Genomic DNA, 16,407 nt, shown 5'->3' with positions numbered 1-16,407 from the left:
ACTACGGCATTTTCACTGGCTTGACGTATTGAAACGCGTACCCGATAGCGCGAGGCACAACGCCCCGAAAGCGGGAATACTGCAATCCCCGGCAGGCGGCAGGGGCCGCTGGTATACTTCCCGGTTGTCCCTCAATTTGCTGCACGCACTCCTTCCGCCATGCTGGTTCTAGGCATTGAAAGCTCCTGCGACGAAACCGGGCTCGCCCTCTACGACACCGAGGCCGGCCTGCTCTCGCACGCCCTGCATTCGCAGATCGCCATGCACCGCGAATACGGCGGTGTGGTGCCCGAACTGGCTTCGCGCGATCACATCCGCCGTGCGTTGCCACTGGCCGAAGCGGTGCTGGCGCAGGCCGGCAAGCCGCTGAGCGCAATCGACGCCATCGCGTACACGCAAGGCCCCGGACTCGCCGGTGCGTTGCTGGTGGGCGCCAGCGTGGCGAACGCCCTTGCGTTCGCGCTCGATCGCCCGGTCGTCGGCGTGCACCACCTCGAGGGTCATCTGCTCTCGCCGCTGCTCGCGCCCGACGCTCCCGCGTTTCCGTTCGTGGCACTGCTGGTCTCGGGGGGACACACGCAGTTGATGGAAGTGCGCGCGTTCGGTCAGTACGCGATGCTTGGCGAGACCCTCGACGACGCCGCCGGTGAGGCATTCGACAAGACGGCCAAGCTGCTCGGCCTGGGCTATCCGGGCGGCCCCGCGGTCTCGCGACTGGCCGACTTCGGCACGCCGGGCCGCTTCGATTTGCCGCGTCCGATGAAGCACTCGGGCAACCTCGACTTCAGCTTCAGCGGCCTGAAGACCGCCGTGCTCACGCAAGTGCGCAATCTCGGCGGCAACGTGTGCGAGCAGGAGAAAGCCGATCTCGCACGCGGCTTCGTCGACGCCATCGTCGACGTGCTCGTGTCCAAGTCGATGGCCGCGCTCAAGCAAACTGGCATGAAGACGCTGGTCGTGGCGGGCGGCGTGGGCGCCAACGCACAGCTTCGCGCCGGACTCAACGAAGCGGCGCGTCGGCGCGGTTACCGCGTGCATTACCCCGATCTCGCGTTTTGCACCGACAACGGCGCAATGATTGCCTTCGCGGGCGCCATGCGGCTGAAGCATTGGCCCGATGAAGCCGACAGCGAGTACGCCTACACCGTTCGCCCACGCTGGGATCTCGCCGACATCGTCCGCGCCGCCTGACACTGCGCGGGCTCGCCCCCACCGGGCATTGGCGAATACGCATGAAAAAACCGCTCCTCGGAGCGGTTTTTTTGTCACTGGCGCGTCCACGCGGACGCCACCGCGTCAGACGGTCGTACGCTTGTCGCGCTCGATCACGGCGTAGGCGCTGTGATTGTGGATCGACTCGAAGTTTTCGGCCTGAAGTACGTAGGCGACGATGCGAGGTTCATCGTTCAGACGCGTCGCCACGTCACGCACCAGATCCTCGACGAACTTCGGATTTTCATACGCGCGCTCGGTGACGTACTTCTCGTCCGGGCGCTTGAGAAGCCCCCAGAGTTCGCACGACGCCTCCTCCTCTGCCATCTTCACCAGCGCCTCGACCGCGATATCGCCATCGATTTCGGCGTCGATCGTGATGTGCGAGCGCTGATTGTGCGCGCCATACTGCGAGATCTTCTTCGAGCACGGGCAAAGGCTTGTGACCGGCACGAGTACCTTGAGCCACACGCGAGTCTGGCCGTCGCGCACGTCGCCCGTGAGCGTGACTTCGTAATCCATCAGGCTCCGCACTCCCGACACCGGCGCCGTCTTGTTGATGAAGTACGGAAATGTGACTTCGATGCGCCCGGCTTGTGCCTCCAGCTTCTCCAGCATGCCGTCGAGCATGGCGCGGAAGCCCGCGACATCCATCGGTACGCGATTCTCCTCGAGCAAGGCCACGAAGCGCGACATGTGCGTGCCCTTCTGGTCGGCCGGCAAATGCACGTCGAGATTGAACATGCCGACCGTGGCCTGCGTATCGCCACCGGTCAGGCGCACCGTCAGCGGATGACGTACACCGCGCACGCCAACGCGCTGAATCGGGATCTGCCGGGTATCGACCGTGCTCTGCACGTCGGGCATGACGAAAGCGGGGTTCATCTGGTTCATCGAATTCTTCCTTCTTTGCCGGCAAGCCGACTTCGGGGGGAGGCAATGGGCAAACGTGTCCGACGCACGGCTTGCGGGCCTCCGGCGCGTGTCATCGGGAACGTGCCGGAGATCCCCGGCACGGTACGAGAAATGCGAAACGCAAAACGCAAAACGAAACGATCCGGCATGGCAGCCGGATCGTTCGCGTGCTCAGGACGACCGGACGCTCAGGCGACGAGCTTCGTCGTAACTTTGCCCGCCGGCGCGGCTTCGACCGGCTTGAGATCGAAACGCTCGCAGATCGACTTCGCGATACCGGCAGCATCGAGTCCTTCGGCCGCCAGCAGCAAGGCCGGATCGCCGTGATCGATGAAGCGGTCGGGCAGCCCCAATTGTAGTACGGGGCGGGTAACCCCACCGGCGAGCAGGGATTCGGCCACGGCGGAACCCGCACCGCCCATGATGCTGCCCTCTTCGACCGTCACCAGATAGTCGTGCGTCTGCGCGAGGCGGGCGATCAGCGCGTCGTCGATCGGCTTGACGAAGCGCATGTCGGCCACCGTGGCGTCGAGGTGCGCCGCTGCCGCCATGGCCGGCGCGACCATGCTGCCGAAGGCGAGAATCGCCACGCGACGCCCGGCCGGTGCCTGACCTTCGCGACGCACAACCCCCTTGCCGATCGGCAGCGCCGTCATCGTCTGTTCGATGACCGCCCCCGTGCCCGCGCCACGCGGATAACGCACGGCCGACGGGCCGTCGATCTGCACGCCCGTGTACAGCATCTGGCGGCACTCGTTTTCGTCCGAGGGCGCCATCACGACCATGTTCGGGATGCAACGCAGATACGCGATGTCGTAGGCGCCGGCATGGGTGGCGCCGTCGGCGCCCACCAGGCCCGAACGGTCGAGCGCGAACAGTACCGGAAGATTCTGCAGCGCGACGTCGTGAATCAGTTGATCGTAACCGCGCTGCAGGAACGTCGAATAGATCGCCACCACCGGCTTGAGCCCTTCGGTCGCCATGCCGCCCGCAAACGTCACCGCATGCTGCTCGGCGATGCCGACATCGTAATAACGGTCCGGGAAACGCTTCTCGAATTCAACCAGGCCCGAGCCTTCGCGCATGGCGGGGGTGATCCCCACGATCCGCTTGTCCGCGGCGGCCATGTCGCACAGCCAGTCGCCGAAAACCTGCGTGTAGGTCTTCTTGCTGCTGGTGCTCGGCTTGATGCCTTCGGCCGGATTGAATTTGCCGGGGCCGTGATACAGCACCGGATCGGCTTCCGCCAGCTTGTAGCCATAGCCCTTGCGCGTGACCACATGCAGGAACTGGGGCCCTTTCAGATTCTTGATGTTCTCGAGCGTCGGGATCAGCGAATCGAGGTCGTGCCCGTCGATCGGGCCGATGTAGTTGAAGCCAAACTCCTCGAACATCGTGGCCGGCACGACCATGCCCTTGGCGTGTTCCTCGAGCTTGCGCGCAAGCTCCAGCACGGGCGGCGCCACGCTCAGCACCTTCTCCACGCCCTTCTTCGCGGCGGCGTAGAAACGGCCCGACATCAGACGCGCCAAGTACCGGTTGAGCGCGCCGACGGGCGGCGAGATCGACATGTCGTTGTCGTTCAGGATGACCAGCAGCGGCACGTCCTCGTGCACGCCGGCGTTGTTCATGGCTTCGAAGGCCATGCCCGCCGTCATGGCGCCGTCGCCGATCACCGCGATGCCGAAGCGATCCTCGCCCTTGGTGCGCGCACCGAGCGCCATGCCGAGCGCCGCCGAAATCGACGTGCTCGAATGCGCCGTGCCAAACGTGTCGTACGGCGATTCGTCGCGCTTCGGGAAACCCGAGATGCCGCCGAGCTGACGCAGCGAGCCCATGGCCTCGCGACGCCCGGTCAGGATCTTGTGCGGGTAGCTCTGATGCCCCACGTCCCACACGATGCGGTCTTCCGGCGTGTTGAAAACGTAGTGCAGCGCAATCGTCAGCTCGACCGTACCGAGATTGGACGACAAGTGACCGCCCGTACGCGACACACTCTCGAGCACGAAGGCGCGCAGCTCTTCGGCCAACGGCGCAAGTTGACGACGCTCCAGACGCCGCAACGCGGCCGGGTCATCGATGGTATTTAACAGTTCGTACATCGTCGTTCCATAGATAGGCGTTTTATCGGCCGGCGCCCCCAGTGCACCCGCTCCGATCTCCTGCCGGTGCGCTCTGTGGGGAGACCGCGCCGACCCTCCTTGCCCCTTGCTTGTTCTACTGCAAACCGCCCCGGATCCCGTAATTCGTGCCACCGGAGGCCGTCTCAAACTTCCCTGCCCTGCCATTCCCGGGGAATGAAGGTCAGTTGATGCGATCCACCACGTAATCGGCCAGCGCGCGCAGACGTTCCGCGTTGCCCAGCGATACGCTCGCGGCGTGGGCGTCCGCTCGCAGCTTTTCCGCGTAGGCGCGCGCGCCGTCCAGCCCCATCAGCGACACATAGGTCGGCTTGTCGTTGGCGGCGTCCTTGCCGGCCGTCTTGCCCAGCGTCGCCGAATCGGCCGTCGTGTCGAGAATGTCATCGACGACCTGGAACGCGAGACCGACGGCGGCGGCGTACGCATCGAGCGCCACCGTTTCGTCGTCCGACAGCGCACGGCCGCAAATGGCGCCCATGCGCAACGACGCGCGCAGCAGCGCACCCGTCTTCAGCCGATGCATGTTTTCCAGTTGCGACTGCGTGAGCTTGATGCCCACGCTCTCCAGATCGATCGCCTGGCCACCCGCCATGCCGAGCGCACCGGAGGCGAGCGCCAGTTCGCGCACCAGCGCGAGCGACTGCGCCGCGCTCAGGTCGCCGGTCGCCTCGCCCAGCAGCACAAATGCCTGCGTTTGCAGCGCATCGCCCGCCAGCAGGCCGGTCGCTTCGTCGTACTGCACGTGCACCGTGGGCTTGCCCCGGCGCAGATCGTCATCGTCCATGCACGGCAGATCGTCGTGCACCAACGAGTAGGCATGGATCATTTCCACGGCGCAGGCGGCTCGCGCGAGCGCGGTCTCGCTCGCCTGCGTCACCTCGCCGGCCGCGAAGCACAGTAGCGGGCGCACCCGCTTGCCGCCGCCGAGCACAGCGTATCGCATCGATTCATTGAGCCGGGCCGAGCCACCGTCGGCCTCACCCGGCAGCGCGGCGTCGAGCGCCTGTTCCACACGGGCCTGTACCGCCTGCATCCAGGCCTTGATATTCTGATCCGCCATCGTCTTCGTCCTGCACGTACCCGACCGGGCCGTGCGTGTTATTGCGTCGCCCGGGGCAGCCCGGGCGCGCTTTGGGTCGTGGGTCTTGCCGTGTCCTGCCGGATGCCGGTCAGAACTCGTCGCGCGTCGTCGGCTCGAGCGGCTTGAGCGTCTCGCCTTCGAGCACCTTGACCTGCTGCTCGACTTTCTCGAGCAGGCCCTGGCAATACTTCACCAGCACGGCGCCGCGCCGATAGGCGCCCAACGATTCCTCCAGTCCCAGCTCACCGCCCTCCATGCGCCCGACGAGCTTTTCCAGCTCGGCAAGCGCAGCCTCGTAGGTCTCGGGCAGGTCTTGCGGCACCTCGGGCGCCGCGTCTTGCGACTTTGCAGTCTTGGCCATAAACGCAAAATTCGGGTCGAATGTTCCATTTTACGGCAAAAGCGGACTAGCTCGCAGAGCGTAAATTGCCTGAAATCCGGTCCGGATGACAATTTTCGGACATTATTTAACGCAAATCATGGACTTAGCGGCCCCCTGAGACACATACCGGGTATAATCATCGGTTCCCCTAAATCGAATTTTCGATGGTTGGGTTGTTCACTGCTTTCAAGCTAGACGGGAGTGGGAATGTCCAATCTAAGCAGCGCTTTGCAATTGAAACCGGCCTCGAGCCAATTGCCGGTCTACACGTATTTCGACGAGGCGCTCCTTGCTCGCGAACGTGAAGTCCTCTTCAAACACGGCCCGCGTTACGTGGGCCATGAACTGATGGTGCCGGAAGCGGGCGACTATTTCGCCCTCCCGGCGGAGCAGGAAGGGCGCATGCTCGTGCGCAACGGCGCACACGGGCAAGGCGGCGTGGAACTGCTCTCGAACGTCTGTCGTCATCGTCAGGCGGTCATGCTCAATGGTCGCGGGAACACGCCCAACATCGTGTGCCCGCTGCATCGCTGGACGTACGACACGAAGGGCGAACTGCTCGGCGCGCCGCACTTCCCGGAAAAGCCCTGCCTGAACCTCGCCAAGTTCCCGCTGCAACGCTGGAACGGCTTGCTGTTCGAAGCCGAGGGCCGCGATGTGCAGGCCGATCTCGCCCGTCTGGGCGTGAAGCACCATCTCGACTTTTCGAATTTCATGTTCGATCACGTCGAAGTGCACGAATGCAACTACAACTGGAAGACGTTCATCGAGGTCTACCTCGAGGACTACCACGTCGTGCCGTTCCACCCCGGGCTGGGCAGCTTCGTCTCGTGCGAAGACCTGAGCTGGGAATTCGGCGACTGGTACAGCGTGCAGACGGTGGGCGTGCACGAAGGCCTCGCCAAGCCCGGCAGTCCCATCTATCGCCAGTGGCATGACGTGCTGCTGCGTTATCGCGAAGGCGTTCCGCCCGACTTCGGCGCGATCTGGATGGTGTACTACCCGCATCTGATGATCGAGTGGTATCCGCACGTGCTGGTGGTATCGTGGCTGATTCCCCGAGGGCCGCAGAAGACGACCAACATCGTCGAATTCTATTACCCCGAGGAGATCGCACTGTTCGAGCGCGAATTCATCGAAGCCGAGCGTGCCGCCTATATGGAGACGGCACGCGAGGACGACGAGATCGCCGAGCGCATGGATGCCGGTCGTCGCGCCCTGTACGAGCGCGGCGTGTCGGAAGTCGGCCCCTACCAGAGCCCGATGGAAGACGGCATGCAGCACTTCCACGAATTCCTCCGTCGCCAGATGGGGGACTTCTGAAGCACCGGGAACGCGCGCGTCTCACCGCGTGAGACGTCGCCCCGGGCCACGGACATTTTCGGGTGAACGTGTGGCGCGGGCGAGACTGAATTAAATATTTGCCGAAAATTCGCCGAACGGCGGGCCATGCGCCCGCCGTTTTCGTTAGAATCGTCGCCATGCTTCAGCCATGACCGCTCGGTCACCCCGTGTGCCGCACGCGTCGCTCACGCATCGCACACCCCGCGCCGCGTCGGCCCTGCACTTTGTGGCCGATCACCGGCCCCATTCGCCCAATTCACCCAATTTGCCATGCAATCGCTCTGGATGTTGGTCTCCGCCTTCATGTTCACGCTGATGGGGCTCTGCATCAAGCTGGCGGCAAACGAATACAACACCGGCGAAATCGTGCTCTATCGCAGTTTGATCGGCGTGATCGTGCTGCTGGTGATCGCCCGGGCGCGGGGCCAGACGATTCGCACTCGACACCTTGGCTCCCACATCAAGCGCAGCACGGCCGGCGTGATCTCGCTGGGCCTGTGGTTTTTTTCGCTGACGCAACTGCCGCTCTCCACGGCGATGACGCTCAATTACATGTCGCCGATCTGGATCTCGCTGATCGTGATGGCGACCGCGGCGATGCGAGGCAGCCTGCGCACCGACTTCCGTCTCGTCGCCGCGATCTTCGCCGGGTTTGTGGGCGTCGCGCTGCTGCTGCAGCCGACCATCGACAGCCAGGCATGGGGCGGCGGTGTGGCGGGCGTGATTTCCGGCGTGTTCTCGGCCGTAGCCTACATGCAGGTCAAGGAACTCGGCGCCGCCGGCGAACCGGATTGGCGCATCGTCTTCTATTTCTCGCTCGGCGGCGTGTTGCTCGGGCTGGGTTGGGTGGCGATCGACGGCATGCACGCCCTCACCTGGCGTGGCGCCGGCCTGATGCTGGGCATCGGCATCGCCGCGCTCATCGCGCAGACCGCACTCACCCGGGCGTTCAGCCTGGGCAACACGCTGGTCACCGCGAATCTGCAATATTCCGGCGTAATCTTCGCTACACTGATCAGCATGCTTGTCTGGGGCGATTGGCCCGCGCTGGCCGGCTGGATCGGCATGCTGCTGATCGTGGCGAGCGGCATGACGGCGCTGCGACGGCCGCAGCCGACGGCCTGATCGCACGCACCGTCGCGCTCGGCCGCTCAGGCGCTCGCTCCGGCAAGCAGGCAACCCGATCCGTTCCCGCTGAACGTTTCCCCCACGCCCGTCTGCGGAGATGTCATGACTCACACGCACTTCACCACGCTCATCAGCGCGCAAAATCTCGACGCGCTGATGCAAACCGCCGCCGGTGGCGGCGCCCCGGTGGTCATCTTCGACTGCCGCTTCGATCTCGCCAACCCGGCGGCCGGCGAAGCGGGTTATGTCGAGGGCCACATTTTCGGCGCGTTCTATGCTCACCTCGAGCGCGACCTTTCCGGCAAGCCAACCGGCAAGAATGGCCGTCACCCACTGCCCGAGCGCGATGCGCTGGTGCGCCAGCTCGCCGCATGCGGGTTGTCCAGGAAGCAGCAGGTCGTCGCCTACGACGCGCAGGGCGGCATGTACGCGGCCCGGCTCTGGTGGCTGCTACGCTGGCTGGGCCACGAGTCGGTGGCGGTGCTCGACGGTGGACTGCAGGCCTGGCAGGCGGCGGGCTTCAAGCTCGATGCCGCCCCGCCGGAAGCCCCGCCCCCGGGCGACTTCACCCCCGGCGAGCCGCTCGCCACGACCGCCGATGCCGCCGCGATCGAGCGTAACCTGAGCTCGCACGAACGGCTCATCGTCGACGCGCGGTCGCCGGATCGGTATCGGGGCGAGAACGAGACCATCGACCCGATCGGCGGCCACATTCCCGGCGCCGTCAATCGCTTCTTCAAGGACAACCTTGGGCCCGACGGCCGCTTCAAGCCCGCCGCCGCGCTTCGCGAGGATTTCATGACGGTCCTCGGCAAGGAGCGCCAGCCCGAGCGCGTCATCGCGCAGTGCGGCTCCGGCGTGACGGCTTGCCACAACCTGCTTGCGATGGAAGTCGCCGGACTGCACGGCGCAAGTCTGTATGCGGGATCGTGGAGCGAATGGTGCGCCGACAAGCGCCGCCCCGTCGCGACGGGCGCGCAACCCTGAACCACGACGCATCGCACGCGCAGTTGCCCGCGATTGCACGTGAAAATTGCACGTGAATCCACGTGAACGAAAATGGGCGCCCCTCGGGACGCCCATTTTTGCTTCTGCCCGACAGCCAGCGGGGCGCGTTGCCCACTGCCCTACCGCCTGGCGCTCAACGCCGGCTGGCGCCCACGGGTCAAGGTCGGCCAGCGACTAGCGCCTCGGCGCGGACATGGCGAGCGCGCTGCCCGGTTCGTCCCGATCACGCCCGTGTCCATGGCCATGTTCGTGATCGTGCCCGTTGAGCCAGATCACCAGAGCGAGGCCTACGCCGATCAGCAGGATCTGCGGCAGCGCGTCGCGCGGCGACGTGCGGCGCTGCATCTGCGGCATCAGGTCCGACACGGCGATGTAGAGGAAGCTGCTCGCCGCGAGCGCCAGCAGGTAGGGGATCAGGCTCTGCAGCCGGTCGAGCATGAAGTAGCCGAGCACGCCGCCGAGCAAGGCCGTCAGGCTCGACGCCAGCGTCAGCACCAGGGCCTTGCGGCGCTTGAACCCCGCGTTGAGCAGCACCATGAAGTCGCCCAGCTTGTGCGCCACCTCATGCACCGTGATCGACACGGTTGCCGCCACCCCAAGGCGCGGATCGGTCAGAAACGCCGCCGCGATCACCACGCCGTCGGCGAAGTTGTGGATCGCGCTGCCCACCAGAATCATCCAGCCGCCCTTGCCGGCTTCGTGGGCGTCGTGTCCGTGTTCGTGATGATGTCCGTCGCCCTCATGATGGTGACTGTGGCGCAGCAGCGCCAGCTTCTCCAGCAGAAAAAACCCAAGCAACCCGCCCAGGAGCCACCGAGTGATGACGTGCGCGTCGACGTGAGACTCCAGGCTCTCCGGCAGCAGATGCAGCAACGCCGTGCCGAGCAATACGCCCGCCGAGAAGCTCACCATCTTGTCGATGAGCCTGGAGAGCACGCCCGGGGGCAGCGACGCCGCGCCTGCAAGGCTCAGGACGCCAGAGGCAAGCGTGGCGATAACGATGAAAAGAAAAGTGGCGTCGATGGTCGTTCTCCCGCGGGCAAGCCGGCGATTTAACCAGCTTTTGCCGTGACAGGCAAACAGGCGGGCAATGGCGCGTCGCCCCCGCCGTGCGGCTGCCTCGTGCTCAGGCTACACCGTGCTTGCGGAACCACGCCAGCGCGTCCTTCCACCCCGCCCGGGCATCGGCCTCGACGTAGCTCGACCGGTAGTCCGCGAAGAAGGCGTGACCGGAGTTCGGGAACACCTTGAGCTCGGACGCCTTCGACGCGGCGTCGCCCCTGGCCAGCGCTTCGCGCGCCTGCTCGACGCTGGCCACCGGAATCCCCGTGTCCTTGCCCCCGTACAGGCCGAGCAGCGGGCCATGCAGCCTGCCGGCGATGTCGATCGGGTTGGCCGGGAAGTTCGCGCTCTTGTCGCCGACGATGCGTCCGTACCAGGCCACCGCCGCCTTCACGTTCGGGTTATGGGCGTTATACAGCCAGGTGATGCGCCCGCCCCAGCAGAAGCCCGTGATCCCGAGGCGCTTTTCGTCACCGCCATTGGCGACCGCCCACTTGACCGTGGCATCGATGTCGCCGAGCACCTGATTGTCCGGTGTTTTGGCAACGATCTGCGACTGGATTTCCGCGATCGTGCCGAGCGACTGCGGATCGCCGGCCCGAGAAAACAGTTCGGGCGCGAGCGCAAAGTAGCCGAGCTTGGCGAAGCGGCGACAGATATCGGCGATGTGCTGATGCACGCCGAAGATCTCGGAGACGACGATCACCGTCGGCAGGTGCGTCTTGCCGGCGGGCCTGGCGTAGTACACCGGCATCTTGACGCCCGGCACGTCGAGCAGCGTCTCGCCCGCGTCGAGTCCCTGCGTGTCGGTGGTGATCGTTTCTGCAGCCACGGGCAATACCGCCAACGCGAACGCCGAGCCCACGGCCGTCTTCAGGAAATCACGGCGATTGCGCGGCGCCACTTCGGGCACGAGACTATCCAGATCCGCTTGCGTCATGTCGCACTCCAGAGAGAATTGAAAAGGCGAGACGGGTCACCGGCCCGAAGGCCGGACGTTCGGATATTACCCGGAACTAGTGCAGTTTCACACGCGGAACGGTGGAGCGACGCAGGCGGTTGGCGACCGTATCGAGCATCATGCGCCACACGCCGTGCAGCGCGGCGACGTGCATGCGATAGAGCGACGTGTACATCACCCGGGCGAACAAGCCCTCGATGAACATGCTGCCGCCGATCAGCCCGCCCATCAGGTTGCCCACCGCGCTGAACTTGCCCAGCGACACGAGTGAGCCGAAATCGCGATAGGTGAACGTCGGCAGGGCTTGCCCCTTCAGGCGCGCGTCGATGGCCTTCACCAGGAAACTCGCCTGCTGGTGCGCGGCCTGCGCGCGCGGGGGCACGAATCCGTGCTCGGGCCACTCGCAACTGGCGCAGTCGCCGAACGCGAAGATGTCGGGATCGGACTTGCTCTGCAGCGTGGGCAGCACTTCGATCTGGTTCAGACGATTGACGGCAAGCCCCAGTGTGCCGAGCACTGCCGGCGCCGTAATCCCCGCCGACCAGACGGTGATGTCGGCCGGCAGCACCTTGCCGCCGGTGGTCGTGACTTCATGCTTGCGGACCTCGGCCACGGAATCGCCGCACAGGATGTCGACGTCGAGCTTGCCGAGCAGGCCGGCCACGGCGCCCGACACACGTTCGGGCAACGCCTTCAGAATGCGCGGGCTCGATTCGATGATGGTAATGCGCACATCCTTGCGCGGGTCGAGCCTGAGCCCGTAGGAGCGCAGCACTTCAGCGGTATTGCGCAGCTCGGCCGACAGCTCCACGCCCGTGGCGCCCGCCCCGACGATGACGAGATTGACCTTCGGGCGTGCGGGCGGCTGCCCCGGGAGCGGCGCCCCGTCCACAGCGGCATCGTTCGTCGTACCCGCACCGTTCGCCGCGGTCTGGCCGCCCGGTGACGGGAATTCCTCGGCCGCGTTTTGCGCCCGCACGCACGCCGCCATCAGGCGACGGCGGAAACGTTCGGCTTGCTCGACGGTATCGAGCGCGATGGTGTTTTCCTGCGCGCCGGGCACGCCGAAGAAGTTGGTCGTGCTGCCAATGGCCAGCACGAGCGTGTCATACGGCAGCGTGCGCTCGGGCAGCAGATCGCCCTCGCCTTCGTCGGGCGCCGCGGGCAGCGCCGCCAGGCGAATGGTCTTCGCCTCGCGATCGAGCCCGATCATCTCGCCCGCCGCGAATTCGAAGTGATGCCAGTTGGCTTGCGCGACGTAGGAGAGCTGATGCGTCGCGGTGTCCATCACACCGGCCGCGACCTCGTGCAGCAACGGTTTCCAGATGTGCGAGGACGAACGATCGACCAACGTAATCCGAACGTCCTTGCCACGCCCGTACTTGTCGCCCAACCGGGTGACGAGTTCGAGACCGCCGGCGCCACCGCCGACCACAACGATACGATGCACACTCACGATAACTCCCCGTGCCTGGAAAACCGTCCGGCCGGTCGGCGTCCGCTCGACCGGCGATAGCGATTACCTTACCGCAGAGTACGGACTTCGGGTATGCCGCCCACCCTATTCCCGCTATTGCGTGCCGCTGATCGCCACAGCGCGCCGCCGCGTCAGTGCGCCTGCTCCCAGTTTTCGCCCACGCCGACTTCGGCCACGAGCGGCACGCGAAGCTTCGCCACGCCACACATCAGCTCCGGCAAGCGCTTGCGAACTTCCGCCAATTCGTGATCGGGCACCTCGAGCACCAGTTCGTCGTGCACCTGCATGATCTGACGCGTCTGCATGCCGCTGTCGTCCAGCCAGCGCTGCACGGCGATCATCGACAGCTTGATGAGGTCGGCGGCCGTTCCCTGCATGGGCGCATTGATGGCAGCGCGCTCGGCCGCCTGACGGCGCGGGCCGTTGCCACCGTTGATGTCCGGCAGCCACAGGCGGCGCCCGAAGACCGTCTCCACGTAGCCGCGCGCCTTGGCGCTCTTGCGTGTCTCGTCCATGTAACGCGCCACACCCGGATATCGCATGAAGTAGCGGTCGATGTATTGCTTGGCGGCATCGCGCTCGATACCGAGGTTCGCCGCCAGTCCGAACGCGCTCATGCCGTAGATCAGACCGAAGTTGATGACCTTGGCGTAGCGGCGCTGCTCGGAAGATACCTCCAGCGGCGTGACGGCGAAGATCTCGGCCGCGGTGGCACGGTGAATGTCTTCGCCGTTGGCGAACGCGCGCAGCAGGCTTTCGTCGCCCGAGATGTGCGCCATGATGCGCAGCTCGATCTGCGAGTAGTCGGCCGAAACCAGTTGACTGCCCGGAGGCGCCACGAATGCCTCGCGAATGCGCCGGCCCTCGGGGGTGCGCACCGGAATGTTCTGCAGGTTCGGATCGTTCGATGCCAGACGCCCGGTGATCGCCACGGCTTGCGCGTAGTTCGTGTGGACCCGGCCAGTCGACGGATTGACCATCCTCGGCAGCTTGTCCGTATACGTCGACTTGAGCTTGGCCAGACCTCGATACTCGAGCAGCACCTTCGGCAGCGGGTAATCCTCGGCCAGCTTCTGAAGTACTTCTTCATCGGTCGACGGCGCGCCGCTCGCCGTCTTCTTCACGACGGGCAACTGCAACTGCGTGAAGAAGATGTCGCCGATCTGCTTGGGCGAGTTCAGATTGAACTGCTGCCCGGCGAGCGTGAACGCCTCGGCTTCGAGCGCGATGAGCTTGTGGCCGATTTCGTCGCTCTGCGCGGCCAGGCGCGCCGTATCGACGAGCACGCCGTTGCGCTCCATGCGCTGGAGCACGCGCGCGGTGGGCATCTCGATATTGGCGTAGACGAATTCGAGCGTGGCCTCGCGCGCGACATCGGGGTAGAGCGCACGATGCAGGCGCAGCGTGATGTCGGCGTCCTCGGCGGCGTACTCGGTCGCGCGCTCGACACTCACTTCGTCGAACCCGATCTGCTTGGCGCCCTTGCCGCACACGTCCTCGTACTTCACCGTCGTCACACCCAGATGGCGCGACGCGAGGCTGTCCATGTCGTGATTGCGATGCGACTCGAGCACGTACGACTCGAGCAGCGTGTCGTGGGCGATACCGCCCAACTCGATGCCGTAATTCTCCAGCACGTGCGCGTCATACTTCAGGTTCTGCCCGACCTTCTTGTGGTCCGGACTTTCCAGCCAGTGCTTCAGGCGCGCGAGCACTTCATCGCGCGGCAATTGCTCGACTTCGCCCGGCGCGCGGTGGGCAACGGGAATGTATGCTGCGCGTCCCGGCTCGCATGAGAACGACAGGCCGACGAGCTGCGCCTGCATCGCGTCGAGCGACGTCGTCTCGGTGTCGAATGCCGTGAGTTCGGCGGCCTCGATGATCTTGAGCCACGCGTCGAACTGCGCCCACGTGAGCACGGCGTCGTATGCTCGTTCGATGGTGTCGGCCACCGGCGCCGGTGCCGCCTCGCCGGCCTGGACCGCTACCGCGGTCTGCGCTTCACGCAGCAATGTCTTGAAGCCGTGGCGCGCGAAGAAGTCGCGCAACGTCTCGGCATCTTCGGGCTGGGTCTGGAGGCTGGCTTCGATGGAGGTGACCTGAGGGGCGAGATCGCAATCGACCGCGACCGTCACGAGCTTGCGGCCCATCGGCAGCCAGTCCAGCGCGCGGCGCAAGTTCTCGCCGACCGCGCCCTTGACCTGCTCCGCATTGGCCACGAGGTTGTCGAGATCGCCGTACTGCGTGAGCCATTTGACGGCCGTCTTGGGGCCGCACTTCTCGACCCCCGGCACGTTGTCCACGGTATCGCCCACGAGGGTCAGGTAGTCGACGATGCGCTCGGGCGGCACGCCGAACTTCGCGGTCACGGCGGCGATGTCCAGCGTCTCGTTGGTCATCGTGTTCACGAGCGTCACGTTCTCGTTGACGAGCTGCGCCAGATCCTTGTCGCCGGTCGAGACGACCACGCGCATGCCGCGCGCGACGGCCTGCCTGGCCAGGGTGCCGATGACGTCATCGGCTTCCACGCCGTCGATCATCAGCAGCGGCCAGCCCATGGCGCGCACGGCCTCGTGAATGGGCTCGATCTGCGCACGCAGATCGTCGGGCATCGCCGGTCGATGCGCCTTGTATTCGGGGTACCAATCGTCGCGAAACGTTTTGCCCTTGGCGTCGAAAACGCAGGCGCTATACTCTGCGTGTACGTCTTTACGCATGCGGCGCAGCATGTTGACGATGCCGTGAAGGGCCCCGGTGGGTTCACCGTTGGGGCCGCGCAAATCCGGCAGGGCGTGATAGGCTCGATACAGATAACTCGAACCATCGACCAATAAGAGCGTCTTACCTTCCAGACTTTGCTGTTCCGACATATGACCAAGAGAAGAAAAGAAATACCGAGTCTGCGCATGCTGGCAGACCATGAGCGCGCCACAGCCAAAAAGGCGCGCGCGTCGTGGCAGATGTTCACGATTATGGCAGAGTTCATCGAGGCCACCGAGTACCTCTCCGAGATCCGACCGGCCGTGAGCATCTACGGCAGCGCACGCATCAAACCGAAGTCACCGTTCTACAAACTGACGATGACCATCGCCCGCAAATTCTCCGACAACGGGTTTGCGGTGATCTCCGGCGGCGGCCCCGGCATCATGGAAGCGGCCAACAAGGGCGCGCACGGCGGGGCTTCGCCGACCGTGGGGCTGAACATCGAACTGCCGCACGAACAGAAGGGCAATCAGTGGCAGGACATCTCGCTGCGTTTTCGCCACTTCTTCACGCGCAAGGTCACGTTCGTGAAGAACTCGGACGCCTTCGTGATCATGCCCGGCGGCTTCGGCACGCTCGATGAACTGTCCGAAGTCCTGACCCTCATCCAGACACAGAAGTCGCGTCAAGTCCCCGTGATTCTCGTGGGCACCGAATTCTGGAAAGGCCTGCTCGACTGGGTGCGCTCGACCATGTTGCCGATGGGGCTCATCGGAGAGAAGGATCTGGATCTGGTTCAGGTCATCGACGACCCGGACGACATCCTCAAGGCCGTTTTCGCGTTCTACGACGGTCACATCGAACCCGAGACGGAAACCAGCGAGAAGATGTTCTATCTGTGAGCGGGCGGCCGACCGGCGAGCCCCCAAGCGAATACGGCGCCGCGAGACTCTCGCAGGCGCCGTATTTTTTTATCGCCGACCGATCCTCGAC

Annotated in this window: 13 protein-coding genes; 5 read left to right on the top strand and 8 right to left on the bottom strand. The window is 64.9% G+C overall.

Annotated elements, in window-relative coordinates:
- Window positions 1–159: 159 nt before the first annotated feature.
- A complete protein-coding gene (tsaD, locus tag W930_RS0115575; protein ID WP_023595281.1) occupies window positions 160–1,191 on the top strand; it encodes a tRNA (adenosine(37)-N6)-threonylcarbamoyltransferase complex transferase subunit TsaD in 1,032 nt (343 codons plus the stop codon).
- Between the two features lie 105 nt (window positions 1,192–1,296).
- Here the strand turns inward: tsaD and folE2 are convergent, their stop codons facing one another.
- From folE2 to W930_RS0115555, 4 genes are all read right to left on the bottom strand, one after another.
- On the bottom strand, window positions 1,297–2,106 hold the full coding sequence (gene folE2 / locus W930_RS0115570) for a GTP cyclohydrolase FolE2 (protein ID WP_023595280.1): 810 nt from the start codon (window positions 2,104–2,106) through the stop codon (window positions 1,297–1,299).
- 209 nt (window positions 2,107–2,315) lie between these two features.
- Window positions 2,316–4,229: a 1-deoxy-D-xylulose-5-phosphate synthase gene (dxs, locus tag W930_RS0115565; RefSeq protein WP_023871742.1), complete on the bottom strand. Its 1,914-nt coding sequence runs from the start codon at window positions 4,227–4,229 to the stop codon at window positions 2,316–2,318.
- Between the two features lie 202 nt (window positions 4,230–4,431).
- Window positions 4,432–5,328: a polyprenyl synthetase family protein gene (locus W930_RS0115560; RefSeq protein WP_023595278.1), complete on the bottom strand. Its 897-nt coding sequence runs from the start codon at window positions 5,326–5,328 to the stop codon at window positions 4,432–4,434.
- A 109-nt stretch (window positions 5,329–5,437) separates the two neighbouring features.
- Complete coding sequence (locus tag W930_RS0115555; RefSeq protein ID WP_023595277.1) at window positions 5,438–5,710, bottom strand: exodeoxyribonuclease VII small subunit; 273 nt, start codon at window positions 5,708–5,710, stop codon at window positions 5,438–5,440.
- Between the two features lie 228 nt (window positions 5,711–5,938).
- On the opposite strand from W930_RS0115555, the gene W930_RS0115550 reads away from it, so the two are divergent.
- The 3 genes from W930_RS0115550 to W930_RS0115540 all read left to right on the top strand — a co-directional run bounded on the left by W930_RS0115550 (window position 5,939) and on the right by W930_RS0115540 (window position 9,190).
- Window positions 5,939–7,054 carry an aromatic ring-hydroxylating dioxygenase subunit alpha gene (locus W930_RS0115550; protein WP_023595276.1) on the top strand — a complete coding sequence of 372 codons (1,116 nt, stop codon included), beginning with the start codon at window positions 5,939–5,941 and terminating at the stop codon, window positions 7,052–7,054.
- Between the two features lie 291 nt (window positions 7,055–7,345).
- Window positions 7,346–8,200: a DMT family transporter gene (locus W930_RS0115545; protein ID WP_023595275.1), complete on the top strand. Its 855-nt coding sequence runs from the start codon at window positions 7,346–7,348 to the stop codon at window positions 8,198–8,200.
- A 105-nt stretch (window positions 8,201–8,305) separates the two neighbouring features.
- Complete coding sequence (locus W930_RS0115540; protein WP_023874606.1) at window positions 8,306–9,190, top strand: sulfurtransferase; 885 nt, start codon at window positions 8,306–8,308, stop codon at window positions 9,188–9,190.
- Window positions 9,191–9,385: 195 nt separating this feature from the next.
- Here the strand turns inward: W930_RS0115540 and W930_RS27675 are convergent, their stop codons facing one another.
- The 4 genes from W930_RS27675 to polA all read right to left on the bottom strand — a co-directional run bounded on the left by W930_RS27675 (window position 9,386) and on the right by polA (window position 15,581).
- Window positions 9,386–10,234 carry a ZIP family metal transporter gene (locus W930_RS27675; RefSeq protein WP_051399204.1) on the bottom strand — a complete coding sequence of 283 codons (849 nt, stop codon included), beginning with the start codon at window positions 10,232–10,234 and terminating at the stop codon, window positions 9,386–9,388.
- Window positions 10,235–10,337: 103 nt separating this feature from the next.
- On the bottom strand, window positions 10,338–11,213 hold the full coding sequence (locus W930_RS0115530; RefSeq protein ID WP_023871744.1) for a dienelactone hydrolase family protein: 876 nt from the start codon (window positions 11,211–11,213) through the stop codon (window positions 10,338–10,340).
- Window positions 11,214–11,289: 76 nt separating this feature from the next.
- On the bottom strand, window positions 11,290–12,684 hold the full coding sequence (locus tag W930_RS0115525) for an NAD(P)/FAD-dependent oxidoreductase (RefSeq protein ID WP_023871745.1): 1,395 nt from the start codon (window positions 12,682–12,684) through the stop codon (window positions 11,290–11,292).
- Between the two features lie 158 nt (window positions 12,685–12,842).
- Complete coding sequence (gene polA, locus W930_RS0115520) at window positions 12,843–15,581, bottom strand: DNA polymerase I (RefSeq protein ID WP_023871746.1); 2,739 nt, start codon at window positions 15,579–15,581, stop codon at window positions 12,843–12,845.
- Here polA and W930_RS0115515 point away from each other — a divergent pair, their 5' ends adjacent.
- A complete protein-coding gene (locus W930_RS0115515; RefSeq protein WP_023595269.1) occupies window positions 15,582–16,316 on the top strand; it encodes a TIGR00730 family Rossman fold protein in 735 nt (244 codons plus the stop codon).
- Window positions 16,317–16,407 lie beyond the last annotated feature (91 nt).

The sequence above is a fragment of the Pandoraea sp. E26 genome (assembly GCF_000681415.1).
GTDB lineage: Bacteria > Pseudomonadota > Gammaproteobacteria > Burkholderiales > Burkholderiaceae > Pandoraea > Pandoraea pnomenusa.
Note: the sequence above shows the minus strand (reverse complement) of the source record. Positions and strands in the feature narration are given on the sequence as shown.

Excerpts from the sequence above, each read along its gene's own strand:
- tsaD (WP_023595281.1), top strand. The coding sequence starts at position 160 with ATGCTGGTTCTAGGCATTGAAAGCTCCTGCGACGAAACCGGGCTCGCC.
- folE2 (WP_023595280.1), bottom strand. The coding sequence starts at position 2,106 with ATGAACCAGATGAACCCCGCTTTCGTCATGCCCGACGTGCAGAGCACG.
- dxs (WP_023871742.1), bottom strand. The coding sequence starts at position 4,229 with ATGTACGAACTGTTAAATACCATCGATGACCCGGCCGCGTTGCGGCGT.
- W930_RS0115560 (WP_023595278.1), bottom strand. The coding sequence starts at position 5,328 with ATGGCGGATCAGAATATCAAGGCCTGGATGCAGGCGGTACAGGCCCGT.
- W930_RS0115555 (WP_023595277.1), bottom strand. The coding sequence starts at position 5,710 with ATGGCCAAGACTGCAAAGTCGCAAGACGCGGCGCCCGAGGTGCCGCAA.
- W930_RS0115550 (WP_023595276.1), top strand. The coding sequence starts at position 5,939 with ATGTCCAATCTAAGCAGCGCTTTGCAATTGAAACCGGCCTCGAGCCAA.
- W930_RS0115545 (WP_023595275.1), top strand. The coding sequence starts at position 7,346 with ATGCAATCGCTCTGGATGTTGGTCTCCGCCTTCATGTTCACGCTGATG.
- W930_RS0115540 (WP_023874606.1), top strand. The coding sequence starts at position 8,306 with ATGACTCACACGCACTTCACCACGCTCATCAGCGCGCAAAATCTCGAC.
- W930_RS0115530 (WP_023871744.1), bottom strand. The coding sequence starts at position 11,213 with ATGACGCAAGCGGATCTGGATAGTCTCGTGCCCGAAGTGGCGCCGCGC.
- polA (WP_023871746.1), bottom strand. The coding sequence starts at position 15,581 with ATGTCGGAACAGCAAAGTCTGGAAGGTAAGACGCTCTTATTGGTCGAT.
- W930_RS0115515 (WP_023595269.1), top strand. The coding sequence starts at position 15,582 with ATGACCAAGAGAAGAAAAGAAATACCGAGTCTGCGCATGCTGGCAGAC.